Annotated in this window: 18 protein-coding genes; 12 read left to right on the top strand and 6 right to left on the bottom strand. The window is 39.4% G+C overall.

The window, feature by feature from the left end; genetic code table 11:
* Nucleotides 1–392 precede the first annotated feature (392 nt).
* The gene (locus tag G6R09_RS04530; RefSeq protein WP_065177052.1) at nucleotides 393–1,037 is read left to right on the top strand and encodes a DUF1919 domain-containing protein; all 645 of its coding nucleotides are present in this window, start codon (nucleotides 393–395) and stop codon (nucleotides 1,035–1,037) included.
* Nucleotides 1,038–1,351: 314 nt separating this feature from the next.
* On the opposite strand, the gene G6R09_RS04525 is transcribed toward G6R09_RS04530, so the two are convergent.
* Nucleotides 1,352–2,980 carry an AMP-binding protein gene (locus G6R09_RS04525; RefSeq protein ID WP_205522985.1) on the bottom strand — a complete coding sequence of 543 codons (1,629 nt, stop codon included), beginning with the start codon at nucleotides 2,978–2,980 and terminating at the stop codon, nucleotides 1,352–1,354.
* A gap of 279 nt (nucleotides 2,981–3,259) precedes the next feature.
* Complete coding sequence (locus G6R09_RS04520) at nucleotides 3,260–4,513, bottom strand: leucine-rich repeat-containing protein kinase family protein (protein ID WP_163920722.1); 1,254 nt, start codon at nucleotides 4,511–4,513, stop codon at nucleotides 3,260–3,262.
* A gap of 220 nt (nucleotides 4,514–4,733) precedes the next feature.
* Between G6R09_RS04520 and G6R09_RS04515 the strand changes: the two genes are divergently transcribed.
* The 8 genes from G6R09_RS04515 (at nucleotide 4,734) to G6R09_RS04480 (ending at nucleotide 13,365) form a co-directional block, all read left to right on the top strand.
* Nucleotides 4,734–5,459: a murein L,D-transpeptidase family protein gene (locus G6R09_RS04515; protein WP_065168431.1), complete on the top strand. Its 726-nt coding sequence runs from the start codon at nucleotides 4,734–4,736 to the stop codon at nucleotides 5,457–5,459.
* Between the two features lie 130 nt (nucleotides 5,460–5,589).
* Nucleotides 5,590–6,051 carry a TetR family transcriptional regulator gene (locus G6R09_RS04510; protein WP_060996763.1) on the top strand — a complete coding sequence of 154 codons (462 nt, stop codon included), beginning with the start codon at nucleotides 5,590–5,592 and terminating at the stop codon, nucleotides 6,049–6,051.
* A 225-nt stretch (nucleotides 6,052–6,276) separates the two neighbouring features.
* Nucleotides 6,277–7,710: a TolC family protein gene (locus G6R09_RS04505; RefSeq protein ID WP_163920717.1), complete on the top strand. Its 1,434-nt coding sequence runs from the start codon at nucleotides 6,277–6,279 to the stop codon at nucleotides 7,708–7,710.
* Nucleotides 7,710–8,684: an HlyD family secretion protein gene (locus G6R09_RS04500; protein ID WP_065168429.1), complete on the top strand. Its 975-nt coding sequence runs from the start codon at nucleotides 7,710–7,712 to the stop codon at nucleotides 8,682–8,684. The genes G6R09_RS04505 and G6R09_RS04500 overlap by 1 nt, the downstream gene beginning before the upstream one ends.
* 4 nt (nucleotides 8,685–8,688) lie before the next feature.
* Nucleotides 8,689–9,873, top strand: coding sequence for an ABC transporter permease (locus tag G6R09_RS04495; RefSeq protein ID WP_065177061.1), 1,185 nt, complete (start codon nucleotides 8,689–8,691; stop codon nucleotides 9,871–9,873).
* Nucleotides 9,860–11,002 (top strand): ABC transporter permease, encoded by a 1,143-nt coding sequence (locus tag G6R09_RS04490; RefSeq protein WP_065168428.1) that lies wholly within the window; start codon nucleotides 9,860–9,862, stop codon nucleotides 11,000–11,002. The genes G6R09_RS04495 and G6R09_RS04490 overlap by 14 nt, the downstream gene beginning before the upstream one ends.
* Nucleotides 11,003–11,198: 196 nt before the next feature.
* Nucleotides 11,199–11,654 (top strand): glycine zipper 2TM domain-containing protein, encoded by a 456-nt coding sequence (locus tag G6R09_RS04485; RefSeq protein WP_065168436.1) that lies wholly within the window; start codon nucleotides 11,199–11,201, stop codon nucleotides 11,652–11,654.
* A 424-nt stretch (nucleotides 11,655–12,078) separates the two neighbouring features.
* Nucleotides 12,079–13,365, top strand: a complete 1,287-nt coding sequence (locus G6R09_RS04480; RefSeq protein WP_065168427.1) for an MFS transporter — start codon at nucleotides 12,079–12,081, stop codon at nucleotides 13,363–13,365.
* 92 nt (nucleotides 13,366–13,457) lie between these two features.
* On the opposite strand, the gene G6R09_RS04475 is transcribed toward G6R09_RS04480, so the two are convergent.
* From G6R09_RS04475 to maoP, 3 genes are all read right to left on the bottom strand, one after another.
* Nucleotides 13,458–15,437, bottom strand: a complete 1,980-nt coding sequence (locus tag G6R09_RS04475; protein WP_065168426.1) for a flavohemoglobin expression-modulating QEGLA motif protein — start codon at nucleotides 15,435–15,437, stop codon at nucleotides 13,458–13,460.
* Nucleotides 15,424–16,449 carry a glutathione synthase gene (gene gshB / locus G6R09_RS04470; protein ID WP_065168425.1) on the bottom strand — a complete coding sequence of 342 codons (1,026 nt, stop codon included), beginning with the start codon at nucleotides 16,447–16,449 and terminating at the stop codon, nucleotides 15,424–15,426. Before gshB ends, G6R09_RS04475 begins: the two co-directional genes overlap by 14 nt.
* A 125-nt stretch (nucleotides 16,450–16,574) precedes the next feature.
* The gene (gene maoP / locus G6R09_RS04465) at nucleotides 16,575–16,931 is read right to left on the bottom strand and encodes a DUF413 domain-containing protein (RefSeq protein WP_065168424.1); all 357 of its coding nucleotides are present in this window, start codon (nucleotides 16,929–16,931) and stop codon (nucleotides 16,575–16,577) included.
* A gap of 221 nt (nucleotides 16,932–17,152) precedes the next feature.
* Between maoP and hdfR the strand changes: the two genes are divergently transcribed.
* Nucleotides 17,153–18,013: an HTH-type transcriptional regulator HdfR gene (hdfR, locus tag G6R09_RS04460; protein WP_065168423.1), complete on the top strand. Its 861-nt coding sequence runs from the start codon at nucleotides 17,153–17,155 to the stop codon at nucleotides 18,011–18,013.
* Nucleotides 18,014–18,239: 226 nt separating this feature from the next.
* On the top strand, nucleotides 18,240–18,404 hold the full coding sequence (locus tag G6R09_RS19830) for a hypothetical protein (protein ID WP_162840651.1): 165 nt from the start codon (nucleotides 18,240–18,242) through the stop codon (nucleotides 18,402–18,404).
* A 124-nt stretch (nucleotides 18,405–18,528) separates the two neighbouring features.
* On the opposite strand, the gene G6R09_RS04455 is transcribed toward G6R09_RS19830, so the two are convergent.
* Nucleotides 18,529–18,978, bottom strand: coding sequence for an exoribonuclease R (locus G6R09_RS04455; protein ID WP_163920715.1), 450 nt, complete (start codon nucleotides 18,976–18,978; stop codon nucleotides 18,529–18,531).
* A 295-nt stretch (nucleotides 18,979–19,273) separates the two neighbouring features.
* Between G6R09_RS04455 and mrcB the strand changes: the two genes are divergently transcribed.
* Nucleotides 19,274–21,592, top strand: a complete 2,319-nt coding sequence (gene mrcB / locus G6R09_RS04450; protein ID WP_065168421.1) for a penicillin-binding protein 1B — start codon at nucleotides 19,274–19,276, stop codon at nucleotides 21,590–21,592.
* Nucleotides 21,593–21,659 lie beyond the last annotated feature (67 nt).

The raw sequence follows: 21,659 nt of genomic DNA, 5'->3' as shown, positions 1-21,659 counted from the left end.
AATAATCGGTCTGTCACGCCGAGGGTCGCGCTGATTTTCGCAATGGCAAGTCCCGTCCGCTTCACAACACAACGAAGCCTCGTCAGCAATGTGAGGATTTTTTGCATCTGGAATATTTAACCTAGATGCAAAAAGTTTGAATGATCGGTTTGTCATGCTGAGGGTCGCGCTGATTTTCAAATAAATAACAATAATTGATATTAGTAATTAGTTTTATTGTTATATATAAAAAATCAATTTAATTGCACTGTTAATATATAAATTTGTTTTATATTATTTATTTGTTTTATTCTCTGGTAACTTATACAATAAGCAAAATTCCCAATTATTATTATAGTGAGTATTAAACAATATCACTTATATAATCTAATTATGTTTTAAAGGTTTAATTGATGATTCAACGCGTTATATCTTATATCTATAAAAGAACATTATATAAAGTTTATCGTTCTCATGTTAATAAGAAACTACAAGCAAGATTAAAGAATAAAAATTTTAGCTTGATATCTAATAATTGCATTGGTGGTATTACTTGCAGCGATTTAGTTCAACCTTTTAATTCACCAACTGTGGGGTGTTTTTTCTATTCAGATTGTTATCTGAAGTTTTGTGAAAACCTTAAACACTATTTATCATTAGAATTGGAACAAGCGACAAGTTCTAAGTATATTGATTCTTATCCTTATATTTTGGGTAAGTTAGGTGATATTGAAATTCATTTTATTCATGATGCATCTTTCGCTGAAGTAAAAGAAAAATGGGAACGCAGAAAAAAACGCGTTGATTTTGATAACTTATTTTTTGTCATGTCTGACCGTGATATTTGCGATGAAGGCGATATTGAGCGTTTCTTACGCTTAGATGACGGTAAATCAGTGTTCTTTGGTGCACGTAAACGTTCAAATTTAGATAACTTTGTTCATTGTTATAATGAGAAAGGTGAAATCACCACTCAATTCTTTGCAATGTACCGTGTACATGAGAAATATTTTGACATGGTTGAATGGCTAAATACCAAACGAATCGTTACCTACTAATATTTCATGCATGATACTAATTCAAGAAAACCAATAACTTGAATTAGTATCAGTATATCTAGACCTCATTAACTATTGTGTTCAAGTTATACCTTAACGATATCTATTTTATAAAAACCATTAATCCTATATTTTACACTACCATATAACACCTATAGTTTTTTATTGAAGATAAAATAAAATATATTTAGATGCTTTAGTTAGATAAATATTCGTATTTACAGATGTAAAATTGACTTATTATTTGTTTTAAATTGACACAAGGTTTATTTTTTAAAATTCCCACACATATAAATTAAAAATATTAATACTAGTTATTGTTGCCAATGGATAATTTTTTCATTATTCCAATTATTATCAATATCTGCATAGTGCTGTTCTAATACATGACGTTTAATTTTTAGCGTTGGGGTTAAGATACCATTTTCAATACTCCAAGGTTCTTTCATCATCAAAATCCCTTTGATTTTTTGATGAGATTCTAACTCGTTATTTATTTTAGTTAAAATGGCGGCAAGCTTTTTTTCATAACGTTGATGATTAAACTTAGGATAATCATGGGCAACGGCCAAAAGTATTGGTGCTGACATTCCAGAGCCTATCAAGCACACCATTTCAACGTTAGCTAACTCCATGAAGCGTTTTTCTATTGGTACTGGTGAAACAAATTTGCCTTTGGCTGTTTTGAACGTGTCTTTTTTACGCCCTTGAATGGTTAAATAACCGTCATTATCTAATTCACCGATATCACCGGTATATAGCCAGCCATCATTATCAAAGCTTGCTTGAGTCGCTTGAGAGTTATTGTAATAGCCGCTAAATAAGCCTTTACTGCGTACCAGTATCTCTTTATCAGCCGCTATTTTGATCTCAATGCCAGGGCCTGCATTGCCGACCGTACCAATTTTATCGCTACGATAAGGATGGTTGAGAGTGCTGTAAGCAAATGACTCTGTCATTCCCCATGCTTCAGTTATGTTAAGACCAATACTTTCATACCAACGTAATAAGCCTGCTGAGACAGGAGCTGAACCACAACCAAGCACCCGTGCTTTATCAAGCCCTAGCCCTTGCGCTAATTTACGCTTAATAAAGCTCGATACTAAAGGAATACTTAACAGAAAATTCAATTTAGCAGCGGGAAGTTTATCTTGTATACGCTGTTGAAATAAGGTCCATAGACGTGGAACCGACACAAAAATTGTTGGTTGATGCATTTTTACATCATCAATAAAAGTATCAAGTGATTCTGGAAACGCGACTTGTAATCCAGACATAATTGAAGAGCCAAAAATATAAACCCGCTCGGTAATATGGGCTAATGGCAGATATGAGAATAAGCGTTCATTGTCTTCTAAGCCGATATGGTCAATGATTTTTTGTGATGACCATACAAATGCACCATAAGTGAGCATCGCACCTTTAGGTAACCCTGATGTACCGGATGTGTAAACAATCGACATTAAATCAGTATCATGATGTGAGCAACGCTCTGAGGTCGGTAAGTGCTGCTCAATTAAATCGTTAAATTGATATTGGCATGTTGGAGTGCCTGGATACGAAAAAGCAATCGTGGGGATATTAGCATGGTTGGTTACGACATTATTGATGGCACTTGGGCTATCAAGTTTACCAATAATGATCAATTTAGCTTCACTATGCTCAATGCAATGGGCGATAGTATCAGCACCCGCGGTTGGAAAAATAGGCACACTAACATAACCGCCAAGCATCATGGCTAAGTCACAAATAAACCACTCGGCACAGTTTTTAGAAATTAAAGCAATGCGCTCACCTTGTTGAAGGCCTAATTGCTGAAATGCGGTGACTAAACGTTGGGCTTTATCTGCAACACTGGCGTAGGTGTAGTTAACAAATTGACGATTGATGATTTGTTTTAAATAAATATCGTTAGGGCGTTCATTAGCCCATTTGATGATCATGTCAGCAGGTGTTTGCAGTTGAGCCATAAGCACTCCGTTTAACAAATGGATCATTGATTGCTAAGTGTTACTATAATGTTAAATTTAGGCTGTTATCTAAGTTGCCGTCAAGTAAGATTATGCTAATTGTTTAGTATTATTAGCAGTTAAGTTGAATTAATCTTTTTATTCTATTGAATTATAAGGTTTTATTTGTGAGTGTATTAAGCTATACGCCTACTCAATTTATGTGAACTGTATAAATTGAGTAAGGTACTGGTAACAGGGGATTAATGATAATTAAGCTGCAATATAATGCTGAGCTTGTGTGTGTAATTGTTGATATCCAACTGTATGTTGTTCATTAACTTGGCAAATCGACAACAAATCTTCGATAAAATACCCTACGGCACGCCATTCGATCGCCGCGATTTTTTGTTGCTGCTCAAGTGCTAAGTCATCATAAATCGATGCTGCACCAAAATCGCCCACCAAAATATTGGCATCATCGTCAACTAAAACGTTATGCGCATAGATATCACCATGAGCAACACCTTGCTGTTGCATATGAGTAATAACGGCGATCATTTGTTCAACAATCGTCGCGATAGCGGCAATTGACAGTGTAAATTGCGCAGGAAAGGTGTCACGAGTACAAGACATCAATGTAGGCGGTAAACCTAAATTGCGATAATGCGCTGGAATTAATGCCATGATCAGTGCGAGATAGTTGGGTTCATTTACTTGAGCTAATGAGGCAACTAAGTTTGGATGTGCGCCTGTTTTTAAACATGCATTTAATTCATCTTGTGGGTAACCATCAGAAGTAACTTGTCCTTTAAACACCTTAACTGCGATTGCATTATCAAGTTGATGCGAGTTTGACAGCCATTGTGCTAATGAAATAACCCCTGAAGCCCCTTGGCCTAATACTTTATCAAGTTGGTAATCACTTGATGCAACATAAGGTAGTGGATGATTAACTTGTTGGTTGCGGTTAAAATCATTACCTGAAAAAGCAAGCCATGCCAATTTAGGTAAATCAAGCAATTGGCTTGGAAATGCAGTTAATGCATTAGCGGATAAACGTATTAATTGTAAGTTAATTAACTTATTCATAGAAAGTGGTAGTGCAGTTAATGCATTACCCGCTAACGCTAATTTTTGTAAATGGATACAGTCACCAAGCGCCTCAGGAAGAGCGGTGATTTTATTATCGGTTAAAATTAACCAGCGTAATTTTTTTGGCAATGCATTGGCTGTAACAGTGGTAATTTGATTAGATTTAAAGCCGATCATTTCCAGATTAGGGCATGCGCCTAACACAGGCGGTAAATCTGTAAAGCAGTTATTGGAAATAAAAATAATACGTAATTTGGTTAATTGACTGAAATTATCAGGCAAATGTGTTAACTGATTATTGGTTAGATCTAACACTTCTAAGCTGTCTGCAAGCGTTAGAATTTCTGTTGGAAATTGGGTTAGCTGCTCACTTAATGTTAAATAAGTGGTGCCTTTAAGCTCGCCTGAGCGTAATTGTTCTAACGTATGCAAAATTGTCTCATTAATGAATGGATATAATTTATGGTGGCTATTGTAAAGATTTTAGAAGCTTAGATCACTGTCGCGGTGTAAGTTTACACGTAATCCGTAATGTGAAAACAAAGTGATGGTTATTTAATCAATAATTCAGGTAAACTAACGCGATTCAAGTTGGTTGTTATGTTAATTAGCGCATTGTTGTGCGCGTAGATAAATTATCATTGAGGGTTGTGTGCTAAAGAAAGTTATTTGTCCATTAATGTTAGTGCTAACACCAACCGGTGATGCATTAGCGGAGTCATTATATATTCCATCGCCATCATCAACATATGCACTATACCCACCAACAGGTAGCCGTACTATCACTGATGTCATGGAACGTTATACGCCTTTTGTTGAGCCAAGACTAAAACGCTATTTTGAAAATGTAGGCTTAAGCTATCCGCCGCAAAATATTGCATTATTTGCAATGAAACAGGAACGAAATGTTGAACTGTGGGCGCAAGAAAAAGGCAAATGGTCTTATGTTAAGCGTTACGATATTCAAAAAATGAGTGGTCAAATGGGGCCTAAAATGCGCGAAGGTGATAAACAGGTTCCTGAAGGTGTTTATCAAGTATCGCTGTTGAATCCAAATAGCCGTTATCATTTATCGATGAAGCTTAATTATCCGAATGAATTTGACCGTAAATATGCCCAATTAGAAGGGCGTACATCACCTGGGAGCAATATTTTTATTCATGGCAAAGAAGCCTCGGTCGGATGTTTGGCCATGGGTGACTATGCAATTGAAGAACTGTTTTTATTAGCTGAACGAACAGGAATTGATAATATCGAAGTATTAATTAGTCCACATGATCCTAGGAAAAGTAAACTGCTGGCAGCAAACACTCAACCTTATTGGACTAAAATTTTATACCGTGATATTGAACAGCATGCGCGTAAATTTAATCGTTAATTATGCGGTAAACCCCTAGTTAACCGAAAAACATTTTGTAATACTACAGCGAACCAATATTCTTGACGTTATTATTGAGCGTCAAGGGTATTACCGTTGCATAAAATGATTAAAACAGAGTCAACGCATTATGCCAAAGCGTAGTAAAGAAGACACCGAAATCACCATTCAGACCATTATGGATGCAGTGATAGAGCAAATACTGACGTTAGGTTACGATAAAATGTCGTACACCACTTTGAGTAACCAAACCGGAATATCAAGAACCGGTATTAGCCACCACTTTCCTAAGAAGCAAGATTTCGCGCACGCACTTGATGGGCGTATTTATCATCTTTTTGTTGATAAATTGGATCTCGCTGGTGATTTGCAGGCATTTTCAACCAGTTGGTCTGCGGCACTAGAAGATGAAAAATTTCGCGCTATTTTACGCTTATTGTTTCATCATATTTCTTCTGCTGAAACGTCACATGAATTTGCTCACCGTGGAATTGAGCGTTTATTTACTCTGTGTGAACAACGTTATGGTAAGCAAAGTATTGCCGAATTAGAATGTTTATTAGGACGTTCATTAATTCGTTTAGCCCGTTAATTATTATTAATTTGATTACGGTTAGTTTTACGACTAAATATTAATAGCCCACAATAATTGTGGGCTATTTTGTTTGTTGCTTTAAATAGCGTTATTATTTATGTCAATAAAATAACTCTTTAATATAAAGTAATTATTAGAGAATCTGTTAAAATTTATTTTTTAGAGTATATGCTCTATATCTATGATAACGCATTGGCAAGAAAAAAGGGGAAGGGTTAATACATGAGAATAAGGCCATTGATGGTAAAGCAACTGACAATTGCACTATTGGCAATCGTCCCTACAGTGCATGCTGCGCCAGTGAGTTTTAATGATGCGTGGCATACTGTAGTGACAACAAATGATGGTTTAGCCGCTGATCGTGCCAGTGTTGAACAAGCGCAATACATGCAAGATGCCGCCAAAGATCTGTATTTGCCTAAAGTCACTATTGGTGCCAATTACACCCGTTTAGATAATGACATTAAATTATCGCCTTCTGATGTTTTTGACAGCATGCCAGCTTCAAATACAGCAGCAGGCCAAGCTCTTAATAAAATTATTGCTGATCTTACACAAGCGACAGGCACTGATTTTAATTCGTTATTTACTGCTAATATTTCTGATCGCGATGTGTTCACTAGTTCGATTCGTGCGATCTGGCCGATTTTTACCGGTGGTCGTATCAGCGCTGCTCAAGATATTGCAGAGGGCAAAACAGACCAAGCCAAATACATGCTAGCGATGCAGCAACAAGCCAAATTTGAAGATTTATCGCGCTTTTATTTTGGGGTGGTACTGGCTAAAAATGTCTTACAAACCCGTACTGAAGTAGAAAATGGCTTAAAGCGTCATTATCAAGATGCAGTGAAGCTTGAGCAACAAGGACAAATTGCGCGAGTTGAACGTCTACAAGCGCAAGCTGCTTATGACAAAGCTAAAGTTGAGCGCCAGAAATCGCTGCGAGACTTAGAAATTGCTCAAGTTGCTTTAACGCAGTTATTAAAACAAACAACCCCAGCAATGCCCTCGACAGGATTATTTATTAATAATTCGTTGCCACCGATGTCAGCATTTGTAGATAAAACCTTAGCGACTTATCCGGGGTTGCGTATTTTAGATGCTAAACGTAAACAAGCGGGTGGGCTGATTGATGTCGAGAAAGGCAAATATTACCCTGAAGTTTATGTCTACGGTGATTATAACTTGCACGACAGCGGCAGTTTAGCAGCAACGATGGCCCCAGATTGGGCTGTTGGTGTTGGAGTGAGTGTACCATTGATTGATAACTCAGGCCGTTCAGGAAAATTAAGTGCAGCCCATTCAATGGTCACCCAAGTCAACCATCTACAAGCACAAGCACAGCAAGATTTAACCGTGTTAGTTGAAAAAACCTATCGTGAAGCTAAGCAAGCGCTAGAAGAATATAACGGTTTAGCATCAAGTTTATCATTGGCCCATGAAAATACGCGGTTACGTGAAAAAGCGTTTGGCCAAGGATTATCAACCTCACTCGATGTAGTTGATGCAGAGTTGTTTTTAGCCAGCATTAAAACCCAGCGTTTAGCTGCGGCTTACCAATATGTCGCATGTTTAACCCGCTTACTTGCCATTAGTGGCGAAATGAACACATTTAAAAATTATCAGCAACATCAAGGGATCGAGGTCAAATTATAATGAGTAAGTTAAAAGCAATTGCTATCGCTGTTCCTGTTATTGCGGTGGTTGGATGGCTCGGCTATACCTTCTGGCATGCTTACCAACCTCAACCTGAGCGTATGCAAGGTCAAATTGAAGCGCAGCAATACAATATTGCCTCTAAAGTTCCTGGACGTATTGATAAAGTATTAGTTCGTAAGGGTGATGAGGTACAACCAGGGCAGTTAATTTTTACCATTTTAAGCCCTGAAATTGATGCGAAATTAGAACAAGCTCAAGCGGGTGAGCAGGCAGCTGGTGCATTAGCAGAAGAGGCCGAAAAAGGAGCGCGTATTCAACAAATCGCCGCGGCAAAAGATCAATGGGGCAAAGCTAAAGCGGCTGCTGCTTTAATGCAAAAAACCTATGTTCGAATCAACAACCTTTATAAAGACGGTGTATTAGCAGAACAAAAGCGCGATGAAGTTTACACTCAATGGCAAGCGGCGCAATTTACTGAAAGTGCAGCTTATCAGATGTATCAAATGGCCAAAGAAGGTGCGCGAGTTGAAACGAAACGTGCCGCTCAAGAAAAAGTTAAAATGGCAGCTGGAGCGGTCGCTGAAGTGCAAGCGTATGTCGCTGATACCAAAGTGACCAGTTGGCATAAAGGTGAAGTATCACAAGTGCTATTGCATGATGGCGAATTAGCCCCACAAGGTTTCCCAGTGGTGAATATTATCGACATTAGCGATGCATGGGCGGTGTTTAATGTTCGTGAAGATAAACTGAAAGATTACCAAGAAGGCAAAACCTTTAACGTTACGATTCCGGCGTTAGGCAATAAAAGCTACCAGCTAAAAGTAACCCATGTTGCTGTGATGGGCGATTTTGCAACCTGGCGAGCAACTGACACTGCCAAAGGTTTTGATATGCGTACATTTGAAGTGGAAGCTCGTCCGACTCAACCTATTGCGGGTTTACGCGTGGGTATGAGTGTCCTTGTTGAGTAATGATATGGCTATTTATTCAGCAATAAAAACCGAATGGCGCACGATTTGGCAAGACCAATGGTTGCGCGCGTTGGTGGTATGGTTACCTGCAATATTGTTTCTGACAATGTGGGCGATTTTTGCCACTGGTATTGCACGTAATTTGCCTGTGGGCGTGGTTGATCTTGATCATAGCCAAATGTCGCGTCAATTGACGCGGTATATTGATGCTAGTCCAAGTATGGCGGTTACCCGTCAATTTACGGATGATCATACTGCCAGTGCAGCAATGCGTGCCAATGATATTTATGCGATGGTGGTGATCCCTGATAATTACGAAAAAGACGTTAAGCTTGGCGAAGCGCCACAGATAACGACCTTTTATAATGGTCAATTTATCCTTATCGGTAAACTGATTACTGCAGCAATGTTGCAAGTTGAAGGAACCTATAACGCTGGTGTTGAGGCAATGAGGAACATGAGTTCTGGTGCGCCTGTCCCTCTGCAAGCATTAGGGCAAGCAGTGCCTATTCGTGCTCAAATCACACCATTGTTCAATAGTAATAGCCATTATGGTCAATTTTTAGTTTCCGCTATTATTCCGTCTATTTGGCAAATATTGATAGTTGCAACCACAGTGTTGGCATTAGTACATGAAGCCCGTGGACAAGGATTATGGCGCTGGTTAGCACACACTCCGTGCCAAAAATTAGTCGGTAAATTATTAGCGTATTCGGGCTTGTTTTTGATTCAAGGTCTGCTGTTTTTATGGTGGATGTATGTGGTGCTTGATTGGCCAATGCATGGCTATTGGGGGATCCTAATTGTAGCTCAAATACTGATGGTATTTGCTTGCCAGAGTATGGGGAGTTTGATTTATTTTGTGGCGATGGAGGCTCCACGAGCAATGAGTTTTGTTGCAGCTTATACCGCGCCTGCATTTGCGTTTATGGGGATCACGTTTCCTGCAACTGATATGCCGATTATTGCCAAAATTTGGCGTGGATTGTTGCCCGTCAGTCATTATATCGAAGTGCAATTACAGCAAGTAGATTATGGTACCGGTTGGTATCAAGCATCGCATCAACTGTTGGTGTTAACGAGCTTTATGTGTGCCTTATTAATGGCGATGGGATTAATGCTAATGCGCCGTAATAAAGCATTAGCAACGATATCGGCACAGCAAGGAGAGCAGCATGAGCTGGGGTAAGTTATTTAAGTGTGAACTAAAAGCTATCTTCAGTAATTTCTCGTTATTGTTTACGGTTTTTGGTGGGGTGGTATTTTATTCATTTTTATACCCACTGCCTTATATCAATGAATTACCGCGAGAGCAGCGTGTTGCTGTGGTTAATTTGGATCATAGCCAAATGAGTCGTGAGTTAATTCGTATGGCTGATGCGACACCACAAGTTGCGATCACTGAACATCTTAGCAGTATTAATGCTGCTAAAGTGGCTTTAGAAGATCGGCAAGTCGATGGCATTTTAGTGATCCCTGAGCATTTTTATCGTGATGTGATGATGGGGACTAGTCCCACGCTGGCTTATGCTGGTAATGCGGCTCTATTTTTAGTTTACGGCACCGTGGTTGAAGGCTTAAATGGCGCAGGCAATGCATTAGCCGTTAAAGCGAAAATAAATCGCATGATACTAACGGGTGATGGCGTTGTTGAGGCAACCCAACATGTCACAGCAATGAAGCTTAATATGCGGCCAGTATTTAATGTCACCATGGGGTATATCAATTATGTTGTACCCGCAGTATTTGTGCTTATTCTTCATCAAACCTTATTAATTGGTGTCGGAATGATGGGAGCGGCAGAGAATGAAGCACGTGCAGCAGGTAAAACGGGTTATTGGGCACAATACCCGATTTGGATGGTAATGACTGTTCGCGCACTATTGTTTACCCTAATCTATTTACCGTTAGTGATGTATTACTTCGGATTTAGTTATGTTTACTATGGCGTCAATAGGCTCGCATCTATTCATGACTTGATCATGATGACAATACCGTTTTTATTGGCAGTGATCATGTTAGGGATGGTGCTTGGTCAGTTATTGCCTCGCTGTGAATTAGTCACATTGGTGGTGCTGTTAAGCTCGTTACCGTTAGTGTTTAGTGCTGGATTTATTTGGCCACCTTCTGCGATTCCGGCTGCGATTAACTATATTGCACAATTAGCACCGTCTACTGCGGCAATTAATGGCTTTCTTGGCCTTAATCAGCTTGGTGCGAGTTTTGCGCAAGAGAGTGATCGCTGGGGGCAGTTATGGCTGCAGTTTGTTGGTTTTGCAGCGATCAGCTACTGGTTAATGCTCAGAGCACGCAAATAAGGTAGGTAAGATAAATAAAAAGAGCATAGAAGTGCTCTTTTTTTTGCAAATAAATGTACGCTGTTTTATATTGTAACCATACCAGTAAATAAGATGTGGCAAATATTAAATTTACAGCCACACTTAATACGTGAAGTTGGGTTTAAACTAGTAGGAGGTTGTTTTGAGTCATAAATCAAAATCGAATAAAAAAGTCATGGTTGCAGTGGCAATGATGTTGTCATTAGGTGTCGTTGGCTGTGCTCAAAACCCTTATGGTGATGCTTACAATGTTGGTGAAGCTCGCACTATGCAAACTGTTTCCACAGGCACAATTACCAAACTTGATGCAGTTACAATGAGTTCTGATGGTGAAAGTACGATTGGTACACTTGCTGGTGCTGCTATTGGTGGCATTTTAGGCTCAAAGATTGGTGGCGGTTCAGGCTCTGATATTGCCGCAATCGGTGGTGCTCTTGCTGGTGGTGCTTTAGGTAATAGTGCTGGTGATGCTGTTGGTAAACGTCAAGGGGTTAACATTGTTATTAAGCTAGACAGTGGACGGACAGTTGCGGTTGTACAGCAAGTGGATCCTAGCATGATCTTCCGTGTTGGTCAGCGAGTTGATATCTATCAACAAGGAAGCACAACCCGTGTTGTTCCTGCAAACTAAGCGTAAAAGTTGATACATAAAAAAGGCAGTTTTTAAACTGCCTTTTTTATTGGCTACGATTTGAGAAAATGACGCCAATGTTTATTTTTTATAGATTCAATGCTACAAATGTTGAAATTTTGGCGTTTTTTTGTGTGTCATTTTTTATTGTTTTAACCGCAATAGAAGGTGTTTTTCGCAAACAATTATGCTGTTAGTGATTCAAAAGGTGATCGTGTCATGCTGTTATTTTAATGTTTTAAGTTCTTTATTCTATAAAATGACATGTATTTTGTTTTTTATCTGGTCTGATAAGTGCGTTAATCTTGACTGTGAATGAATATTCCAAAGCTTAAATAGTAATCAAATAATTAAATTGTAACTAATTGTTTCAAAGAGTACGCTGTGCGCTTTCTAAAATCCCTCTTTGAACGATCCCTATTTGATGAATAATTCAAAACTAGATGCGACTTATAAACGCCTTCGCTGGCAAATAATCATTACTACGTTCTTGACCTATACCGTGATGTATATTTCAAGAAAAGCGTTTGCTGCAGCAGCGCCATTGTTAATGAAAGATCTCGGCATGACCATGGTACAGTTTGGTTTAGCCTCATCGATTTATTATATTCTATACGGCCTTTCAAAATTTAGTTCAGGCCTTTTAGCCGATAGAATTAATCCGCGTTTATTTTTAGCACCGGTATTAGTGGTCATTGCCATTATTAACGTTGGTATTGGCATGACCAATAGTGTCAGCATGTTACTAGCACTGTATTGCTTAACAGCTGTTGTGCAAGGTTGTGGTTTTCCTCCTATCGCTAAAGCAATCAGCCAGTGGTATTCAAAATCTGAGCGCGGTGGTTGGTATTCATTATGGAATACATCCCACAATGTTGGTGGTGCATTAGCGCCGTTAATTGCTTCAGCTGTTATCGCCTATACGGGTAACTGGCGTTATGCGTTTTATGTGCCTGCAGCGATTACTGCAGTACAGGCCTTGATCGCCGCTATTTTGATGCGTGGTAAACCTGAAAATTACGGCTTACCAAATGTGGGTGTTTGGCGTAACGATACTAAGCAATTAGAAATCAATAAGCGCTCTGAAACGGGTTTATCAATGTGGGTGATGTTTCAACGCTACATTCTGACTAACCCTATTATTTGGTTAGCGATTGGCGGTGACTTATGTATTTATGTGATCCGTACTGTTTCAAGCGACTGGGTTAGCGTTTACTTTGTTGATGTACTGCATTGGGACCTAGTTCGTTCTAATTCATTAGTGGCTTGGTTTGAGGCTGGCGGCATTTTAGGCGGTCTGACATCGGGTATTATTTCTGATAAGTTCTTTGGCGCTGATCGCTGGAAAACCATTTTAATTTATTGCTTTGTGTTAATTGCAGGTATGGTGGGTGTTGGTTTTACTATCCATATGAGCTACTTACTTGTAGCGTTATGCTTCTTTATTATTGGTGCTGGTATTTATGCGCCGCAGATGTTGTTTGCGTTAGGTATTATTGAAGCCTCTCACGCTGATGGTGCGGGTGCTGCAACAGGTCTTAAAGGTGGTGTAACCTATGTTGGTGCAGCGCTTGCTGGTGCGCCAATTGCAATGATTGAAAAAGCATACTCATGGAATGGTGTGTTTGTATTACTTGCCGCTATTGCTGTGACTTTGGTTATTTTGACCTGTGTTATTATTCGTGTTGATAGTAAGCGATTACCAATGTAATTCATTGATATATTAGTGAATAAAAAAAGCGACCATTATGGTCGCTTTTTAGTATCTATCGAAATACAAACTTTGTTGTTAATGTTTCACTATTAACGAATAGAATTAAGCATAAAGTCCATCACAGGATCAATATCAGCTTCGATGGCCAATGCTTTTGGCATATAGCTTGGTGCTTTTAAAATACCGCGCTCAATTAATTCATCAAGTAATGGTTTAAATTCAAACCCTGTTTTACCGATAAATAATGAGGTTAAGTCTTCAGTCTTATACGCCTGAATCGCATCTTTTAAGCCACGTAGATAGAGGAAGTCTTTAGTAAAACCACCACCACGATAAGCACGTGCTGTAATAGTAAACGCTTCGTCATCACACATCGCATAATCATGACGTAGGCTATTAAAACAGTCGTTAAAGCTATCGCCATTAACCATCATTTCTACGGCAACCACGCGTAACGCCAATGTTTTAAGGCGGTGCAGCGGGAAACTACCAGATAAGTGTTCACATAAAATGGCTAGGCCTTCTTGAGTATGAGTGTTACCCGGTAAGCCTAATTGCAAAATTTTAAGTGGCTGTCTTTCAGCATTGACTGAAGTGACAAGGTGCACACCTAATTCATGATGGATCAATGCATCTAGATCACCTTGAGTAAAGCGACTATTTGGATTGACCTTGATAACCTTGCCGCTCACCATTGCTCGTGCAATCAATTGCTTTGATGCAACCACTTTACAAGGGATGTCATATTCAGCCGCAGCCACTTTAAAGGCTTCTATTGCTTCTTTAGCACTGATATTCGCAGGTTGCTGCTCTTTATATTCACACGCATGCAAAATAAATTTAGCGTTGGCAATATCTCGTTCATCTGGCTGACCGTAATAACGTAGCGAATTATATAAAAATTCATCAGTACCAATACTGCATAATAGATCAATACGTACAGCAAGTTGATCGATAACTTTACGGTACATTTTCTGTACGTCAGCATCACGGATCGTTTCAACCGGTAAGCGATATAATTGCTCACGGAATTTATACGGATCCAAATCCAATTGACGGTAAGTAAACTGTGGCTGGTAGCTGTATGGCTTACTTAAAAAGCGTCTTTTTTCTTGCTTGAGGTTAGTTGGGTTAATATAGCTAAGGGTATTAATACCTCGCGCTATTTTATACAACTGACGGTCAAGGTTGATCACTTCTTTAGAAAGATTTGATGCAAGTACATCGCTACCAGTTAGCCCTTTGGCTTTGGTACGCTTGGTGATCGTGAACGCAGCATGTTCTGTGATCACCGTCTTCATCGATTCTTTCAATTTTTCAATAACAAGAGGGTAGGCTTCACCACCTTCTTCGTTCATGAAAATCTTTTTAACCTCAATCGGCATAATTAAGGTATTTTTGAAGTGTTGCTTAATAAAAGCAGCTTGGTAGCCAAGGCCTTTAAAAATATCATTTTCCAGTGCAGTAACATCAATGTTAGGCAGCTCAACACTGTTAAGCCCTTCTAGCAGAACATCAATTTCTTTGCGCCAGCGGCGACGATTAACCTGCATGGTACCAACATTAAAGGTTGGTGTTGCAGTATCAATACGTTGGTAATTATACGAATGAATATCGTAAATTAAGCACAAGCCAAATTGCAGCTCTAATGTTTCAACTAAGCATTGTAGAATGCGATAGTAACTCTGGTGTTTAGCCAAGGTTATTTCACGTTCAGCGTCGCTTAGCGGCGTTAACCAAACATTTTTGCCCCATGCGTCATCGTAAATGCAGTTTTCAGGTGCACGATTGAGATCATACTCATAACGTGAATCTTCGCCTTGCAATACAATCGGCAATGAAGAGATGAAGTCGCCAGTAAAGGGATCTTCTTCAAAGTAACGTTCTTCTTCTGTCAACGCACATTGTGTTTGCAATGATTGACGCAGATTGTGACCGTTATGGACCGCTGTTGCGATGTAGGGCTGATATTCACTAATACGAATCATTAGGCTACCATCATCAAGATGCGCTTCAAATGGCGTAAGATTACGAATTTTTTCTAAAATTTCTAACTCAGTAAGCTGCATCTGCAATTACCTTCCGAAAATCATTTTTGCGGGCGATGCCAACTTCTTTAGCGATCACCACACTTTCTACAAAATCAAGCACATTACGTTGAAGTTTTACGCGATTTAAACGGTTAATACGCGTAATACCGCCAGGGCTTAGTACATTAACTTCTACTAATTTACCGTTAATTACATCTAAACCAACGAAGTAAAGACCATCACGTACCAATTTAGGGCCAATGTGCTTACAAAGTGCTAATTCTTGTTTGGTTAAAACGTGTTTTACTTCGCGACCACCTGCATGAATATTTGAGCGTACATCGCCTTCTGCAGGAATACGACGCATAGCACCAATAGGCTCACCATTTAGCAGCATAATGCGCACGTCACCTTGTTCTGCGCCTTCAATGTAGTCTTGCAGAATAACGTAGTTCTGATCATCACCGATGTAGAAATCAAGCAGTGATTTCACACTTGATTTGGCACTTTTTTCAACCAAGATCACGCCTTTACCGCCGTAGCCGTTTAATGGCTTAAGGATCATACGATCTTGTGGTGACTCATCAAGAACACGTTCAAGGTAATCACGGTTTTTAGAGACGTGAGTAACAGGAATAAATTCTTTGTTTGGATCAGGTAAAGACGCAGTATAAAGTTTGTTATTTGCGACACGTAGACCATCAATATCGTTAACGATAAAAGTATGGTCGCGCACTGAATCAAGGAAGTTCAATGCCATGGTATCTAATGGTGGGTTAGCACGCATAAAAATAACGTCAAAGCCCGCGAGTGGTAACTCGGCGTTATTAAATTCAGCTTTACGGTAGAAGCTTGGAATATTGTTTGAGACTTCACCCTTTTTTAATACGTTACAGAAAGCAATTGCCATACTGTCGCGCATGGTTAAGTTACTCGGTGTTGTAATTGCAACCGTGTGACCGCGGCTTGCGGCTTCATGAATCAAACGTAAAGTAGAATCGTTTTCTGCTTCAACGCGTTCCCACGGATACATAACAAAACAAATTTTCATAGCTATACCAAAAAGAGGCCTGTTAAATTATACAGGCTAATATAAAGAAATAAGCCATCACACTAAGTGGGATGGCTTCATTTTATTGGCGACTGTTTTGAAAAATCCGTTTTTAAAAGTGAAAACTAATAATCGAGATCGTTATCAGTACCACTATCGCTATCATCATCGTCACCGTATGAGCCGGTTGTATGAGCGCGTTGTGAAACACATAATGTATAACTACGTGTTTTATGACTGGTATGGTTTAGGTATTTAATCCAGCATTTTCCAAACTCTGACACGGCTTGTTGTTGACCTTGTACTTCAGCTAAAAACTGAACTTCAGATTCATCAATAGGTTGTGTTGTTCCGTCAAAAAGAGCCCGCATAGAACGTCCATAGTTCTCTAATACGCTGGTTTCACTAATAGTAAAAACGCCTGAGCGGTTAAAGCCGCGCGGGAAATTTTTATCGTCGTAAAATTTACCTTCACTTCTCATTCATAAAGTCCTTGATGTGATTTGAGCTGATATTTATCCAGACTTGCAAGCTTGTAAATCAATTATTTTTTATTGTTAAGATGAAAATATTTGATTAATATTCAGCGCTAATAGGTTGTACTATTTCGATGGATATAAACATTGAATCTATTCGCGATATAATAACTTATATATACCGTTATTTTTTTATTTAACCTACTCTTATTATTGAGAATTTTGCCGTGGATACTGAATTACTTAAAACGTTCTTGGAAGTTACCAAAACACGTCACTTTGGTCGTGCTGCCGATAACTTATATTTGACGCAATCTGCCGTTAGTTTTCGTATTCGCCAACTTGAGTCACAATTAGGTAATCCGTTATTTTCCCGTCAACGCGGAAATGTGCACCTTACCGCCGCGGGTGAACGTTTGCAGCCTTATGCTGAAGCTATTTTGCAAACTTGGGGACGAGCCAAACAAGATGTAGCATTAACCGATAGCTTAAATACGCAATTGACGATTGGTGCATCACCGTTATTTTGGGAGTTTGATGGTATTTCTGCTTGGATCAATCGTATTTACGCGACAGTGCCGGGGCTTGCTTTACGGTTAGAATCGGTCAAACGAGAAGGAATGGCGAAACGTCTGTTTGATAAAAGTATTGATTTGTTTATTACCAGTGAGCCGCCAAAAATTGAAAACTTACATGTTCAAAAAGTACGTGACTACCAATTACAGTTAGTGACTAATCAGCCGCACTGTAATGTACATAGTGTGCGCGATATGCCACTTATTTACCTTGATTGGGGAACGCGATTCTCAGTCGAGCACAGTCGTATACCTGAATTACAGCGTACGCCAGTATTACATACCCACTCTTGTAAGATGGCGCTTGATTATATTCTTTCTAATGGCGGTGTTGGCTACTTTCCTTCGCCAGTTGTTGCAAGCAGTGCTGCGTTAGGCGAATTGTATGTTGTTGAAGACGCACCAATTATGGAGCAGAGCCTGTATGTGGTGTGGCGTGAAGCTAATGATAAAGAAGCATTAATTAATGCAATTATCGATGTACCATTCAAGAATGTGATCGAAAGCATTTGATTGAAACAATTTGTTGTTACCAGCAAAATAACTTGTTGTACGGAAGTGAATTCCTGAATTAGTCTAAGAAAAAATGCTACTAGGGTAAGAAACAATGAATCATGGACCGGATTGTCTGTCATGTTTTTTACATTAACTTAGTACTGTTTTGTCACAATAGAACATTACAATTGCCTGTGTTCTATTTTAATAATTATCTACTCTGGATGTAGTTCAGGAAACGCAAATGGCTAAGTTAAACCAAAAATTTCACAAAGGCAGCAAATCAAAATTCAATTCTGAGTTTGGAGATGATTTTCAGGATTTAGATCTGCAATCTCGTGGTAAGAAGAAACGTCGTGTGACACGTTCGCGTTTCGATAGTCCGGAGTATAGCGATTTCGATTATTAATAGTGATATGCAATTCACGGTAAAGATCGGCAATTAAGCATTAAAAAAGGCGTACCTAGAAGGGTACGCCTTTTTGTTATCTAGCATCACAGTAGACGATCGATCATATGAGAGATCGCTTTAATTAATTTTTTTGTTCACTTAAGCTAGCATAACGGTGCAATAACTCTGTTAAAACACTAACCCAACCAAACGCATTATCTGGTGCGTTAGTAAGAATTTTTTCAACTTCTGCACAATGCTGTTCTAGGGTAACCGCTTCTTCAAGCTGAAAAGAAATAGCATAAAAATGCCATAACAATAAGCGGATCATACGCTCACTGTTTTGTTGAGCATTATCAGAATCAGAAAACGCAATATTCACTTCCCCTAATGCAACCGCTGTCATTCGTAGCATCGCATCAAATTGGGTTGATTTTAGACGCTCTTCACTATCAATTTCTTCTTGATCAAAGGTAAAGATTTCCTGCATCACATCTTCTGGTACCATACGACCTATTACGCGAAGGCTAAATTCTTCTAATTCATGTCGCGGCATGGTTAAAAGGCAGTTTAAAGTGTAATCACGTTGCATATAATTTCTCGCAGATACCACGACGCCGATCAGGATTGATCATAGCCGAATAAATAAAGATGCGTATTTTGGAGTATTTATGCCCAAAAGGCTAATAAAACCCAAACTGATAGATTAGCAATAAAATATCTGACAACGTGATGACAACCAAATTTACATATTAAGTTATAGTATTTCTATTTTAAAATCAGTGTGCAGACACTGGTATCATTAAGCGAATACTTTACCAATATACGTTGGCTGCCACAGAGATATATGAAGTGGTAATGACAAACTTATTACATTGAACAGGCTTATGACGTCAAATAATCAACAATCACCCCCTCAAGTACCCCAAATGAAGAAAAAACGTAGTGTTATTGTGCGTGCCTTAATTGGTGCAACATTAATAGGTACTGCGGGTATGGCTTATTTAGGTTATGACTTAAACCAACAAATTAGTGCTAAGTTTGCTGGTCAGTTATGGCAGTTACCTTCCGTTGTCTATGCGCGTGAGATGGCATTACAGCCAGGTGCGCCAATAACTTACAATACGTTGGTGAATGAACTTAAAGTCTTAGGCTATCAAAAAGTGGCTAAGCCTGATCAGAGTGGCGAATATGCGGCCAATGGTTGGAAAGTTGATTTTGTCCGTCGACCATTTAATTTCAAGGAAGGTCCTGAAGGCGCGCGTCACGTTTCAGTGTCATTTAATAATGACGGTATCACCCGCATCATGGATTTAGATTCTAATAAAGAGCTCGGCTTTTTACATATCGATCCAAAGATGTTAGGTATGCTTGAAGCACATTCAGATGAGCAACGTATTTATTTACCTGAAGATAAAATGCCGAAACTACTCGTTGCGGGTTTAATCGATACTGAAGATCGCCATTTTTATGAACATGATGGTATTTCTTTAGTGGGTATTGCGCGAGCATTTGTTGCCAATATCAAAGCGGGTCATACCGTACAAGGCGGTAGTACGCTAACGCAACAGTTAGCAAAAAACATGTTTTTAAGTAGTCAGCGTACATTTTGGCGTAAATTTAAAGAAGCTTACATGGCGATTATCATTGATACTCGTTATGGCAAGCAAGAGGTACTTGATGCTTATATGAACCAAGTTTACCTTGCCCAGTTTGGTGGCCACGGTATACATGGTTTTGCATTAGCATCACGTTATTATTTTGATCGCCCATTATCAGAGCTACGGGTTGATCAATTAGCATTGTTAATTGGCATGGTAAAAGGGCCGACTTATTACAATCCTTGGCGTCATCCCGAGCGTGCTAAAGATCGCCGAAATATCGTGTTAGAGTTAATGAATAAAGACGGTGAAATAAGTGATAAAGCTTATCAAGCCGCGATTAAACTGCCGCTAGATATTCAGAAAAAAGGCCAACTGGCAAAACGTCAGCCTGCCTATTTCGATCAAATTAAAGCAGAACTAGAACAAAAAGCAGGCGCCGCATTTGAGGCTGGTAAAGGGTTGCGCATTTTTACCTCACTTGATCCTCAATCACAAAAATTAGCCGAAGCTGCAGTGGCAAAAGTGATGCCTGAAGTACAAAAGCGCGCGGGTAAAGATCTACAAACAGCGGTGGTCATTGTTGATCGTACCACTGGTGAAATCCGCGCTATGATTGGCGGTGATAAACCAGGGTTTGCGGGTTATAACCGTGCAATTAATGCCCAGCGTCAAGTTGGCTCGGTGATTAAGCCAGCGTTATACCTTTCAGCATTAGAAGATCCGGCACGATTTAGCTTAGCGAGTTCATTAAAGGATCAGCCGTTATCGATTAAGATGCATGATGGTGCAACATGGAGTCCACGAAACTATGATCGTAAGTATCGTGGTGAGGTGCCATTATTTGTTGCATTGGCTAAATCGTATAATGTACCAACCGTTAACTTAGGTATGGCAGTCGGTGTCGATAAGGTAACAGATACGTTGACCAAATTAGGGATTCCACGTGATGATATTCCTCAAGTACCGTCATTATTTTTAGGCTCAATAACATTGTCGCCGTTAGATGTGGCTCAAATGTACCAAGGGATAGGTAATGAAGGTTATTTAGCGCCATTAACAGCCTTAAATGCAGTAGTGGATGAAAACGGTAAGGTGCTATATCAAAACTGGCCCAAAGCGGCTGAAGTTGTACCACCACAGGCGGCATGGCTAACAATGTTTGCATTGCAAGATACCGTTAAATTCGGTACCGCGCATTCACTGAATAAATTGTTCCCTAATACCCATTTAGCAGGTAAAACCGGTACTACCAATAATGGCCGTGATAGCTGGTATGTCGGCATTGATGGCCGTGAAGTGGTGACGGTTTGGATGGGGCGCGATGATAATAAGAGCACTCACTTAACAGGCGCAAGTGGCGCGTTACGTCTTTATACTGACTATATTCAGCATCGTAAACCTGAGCCATTATTGTTACGTCAACCAGCAAATATTGAAGCTGAAAATTATAATATCGCCGCTGATGGTGAATATATTCCAAGTTGTACTGGTAACACTAGAATGCCTATTTGGGATCCGCATGGTGATCTTAGACAGAACTGTCAGGCTGAAAAAGTGAAGCATAAAGTTGAAGGGTTCTTCAATAAATTGTTTAACTGGTAACTAAGCACTTACTATCATTAAGCCTCCTTTAATGGGGGCTTTTTTATGCCAATTAGATTCGTTTTAT

The sequence above is a fragment of the Photobacterium sp. Alg240-V54 genome (assembly GCF_900537155.1).
Classification (GTDB): domain Bacteria; phylum Pseudomonadota; class Gammaproteobacteria; order Enterobacterales; family Vibrionaceae; genus Photobacterium.
Note: the sequence above shows the minus strand (reverse complement) of the source record. Positions and strands in the feature narration are given on the sequence as shown.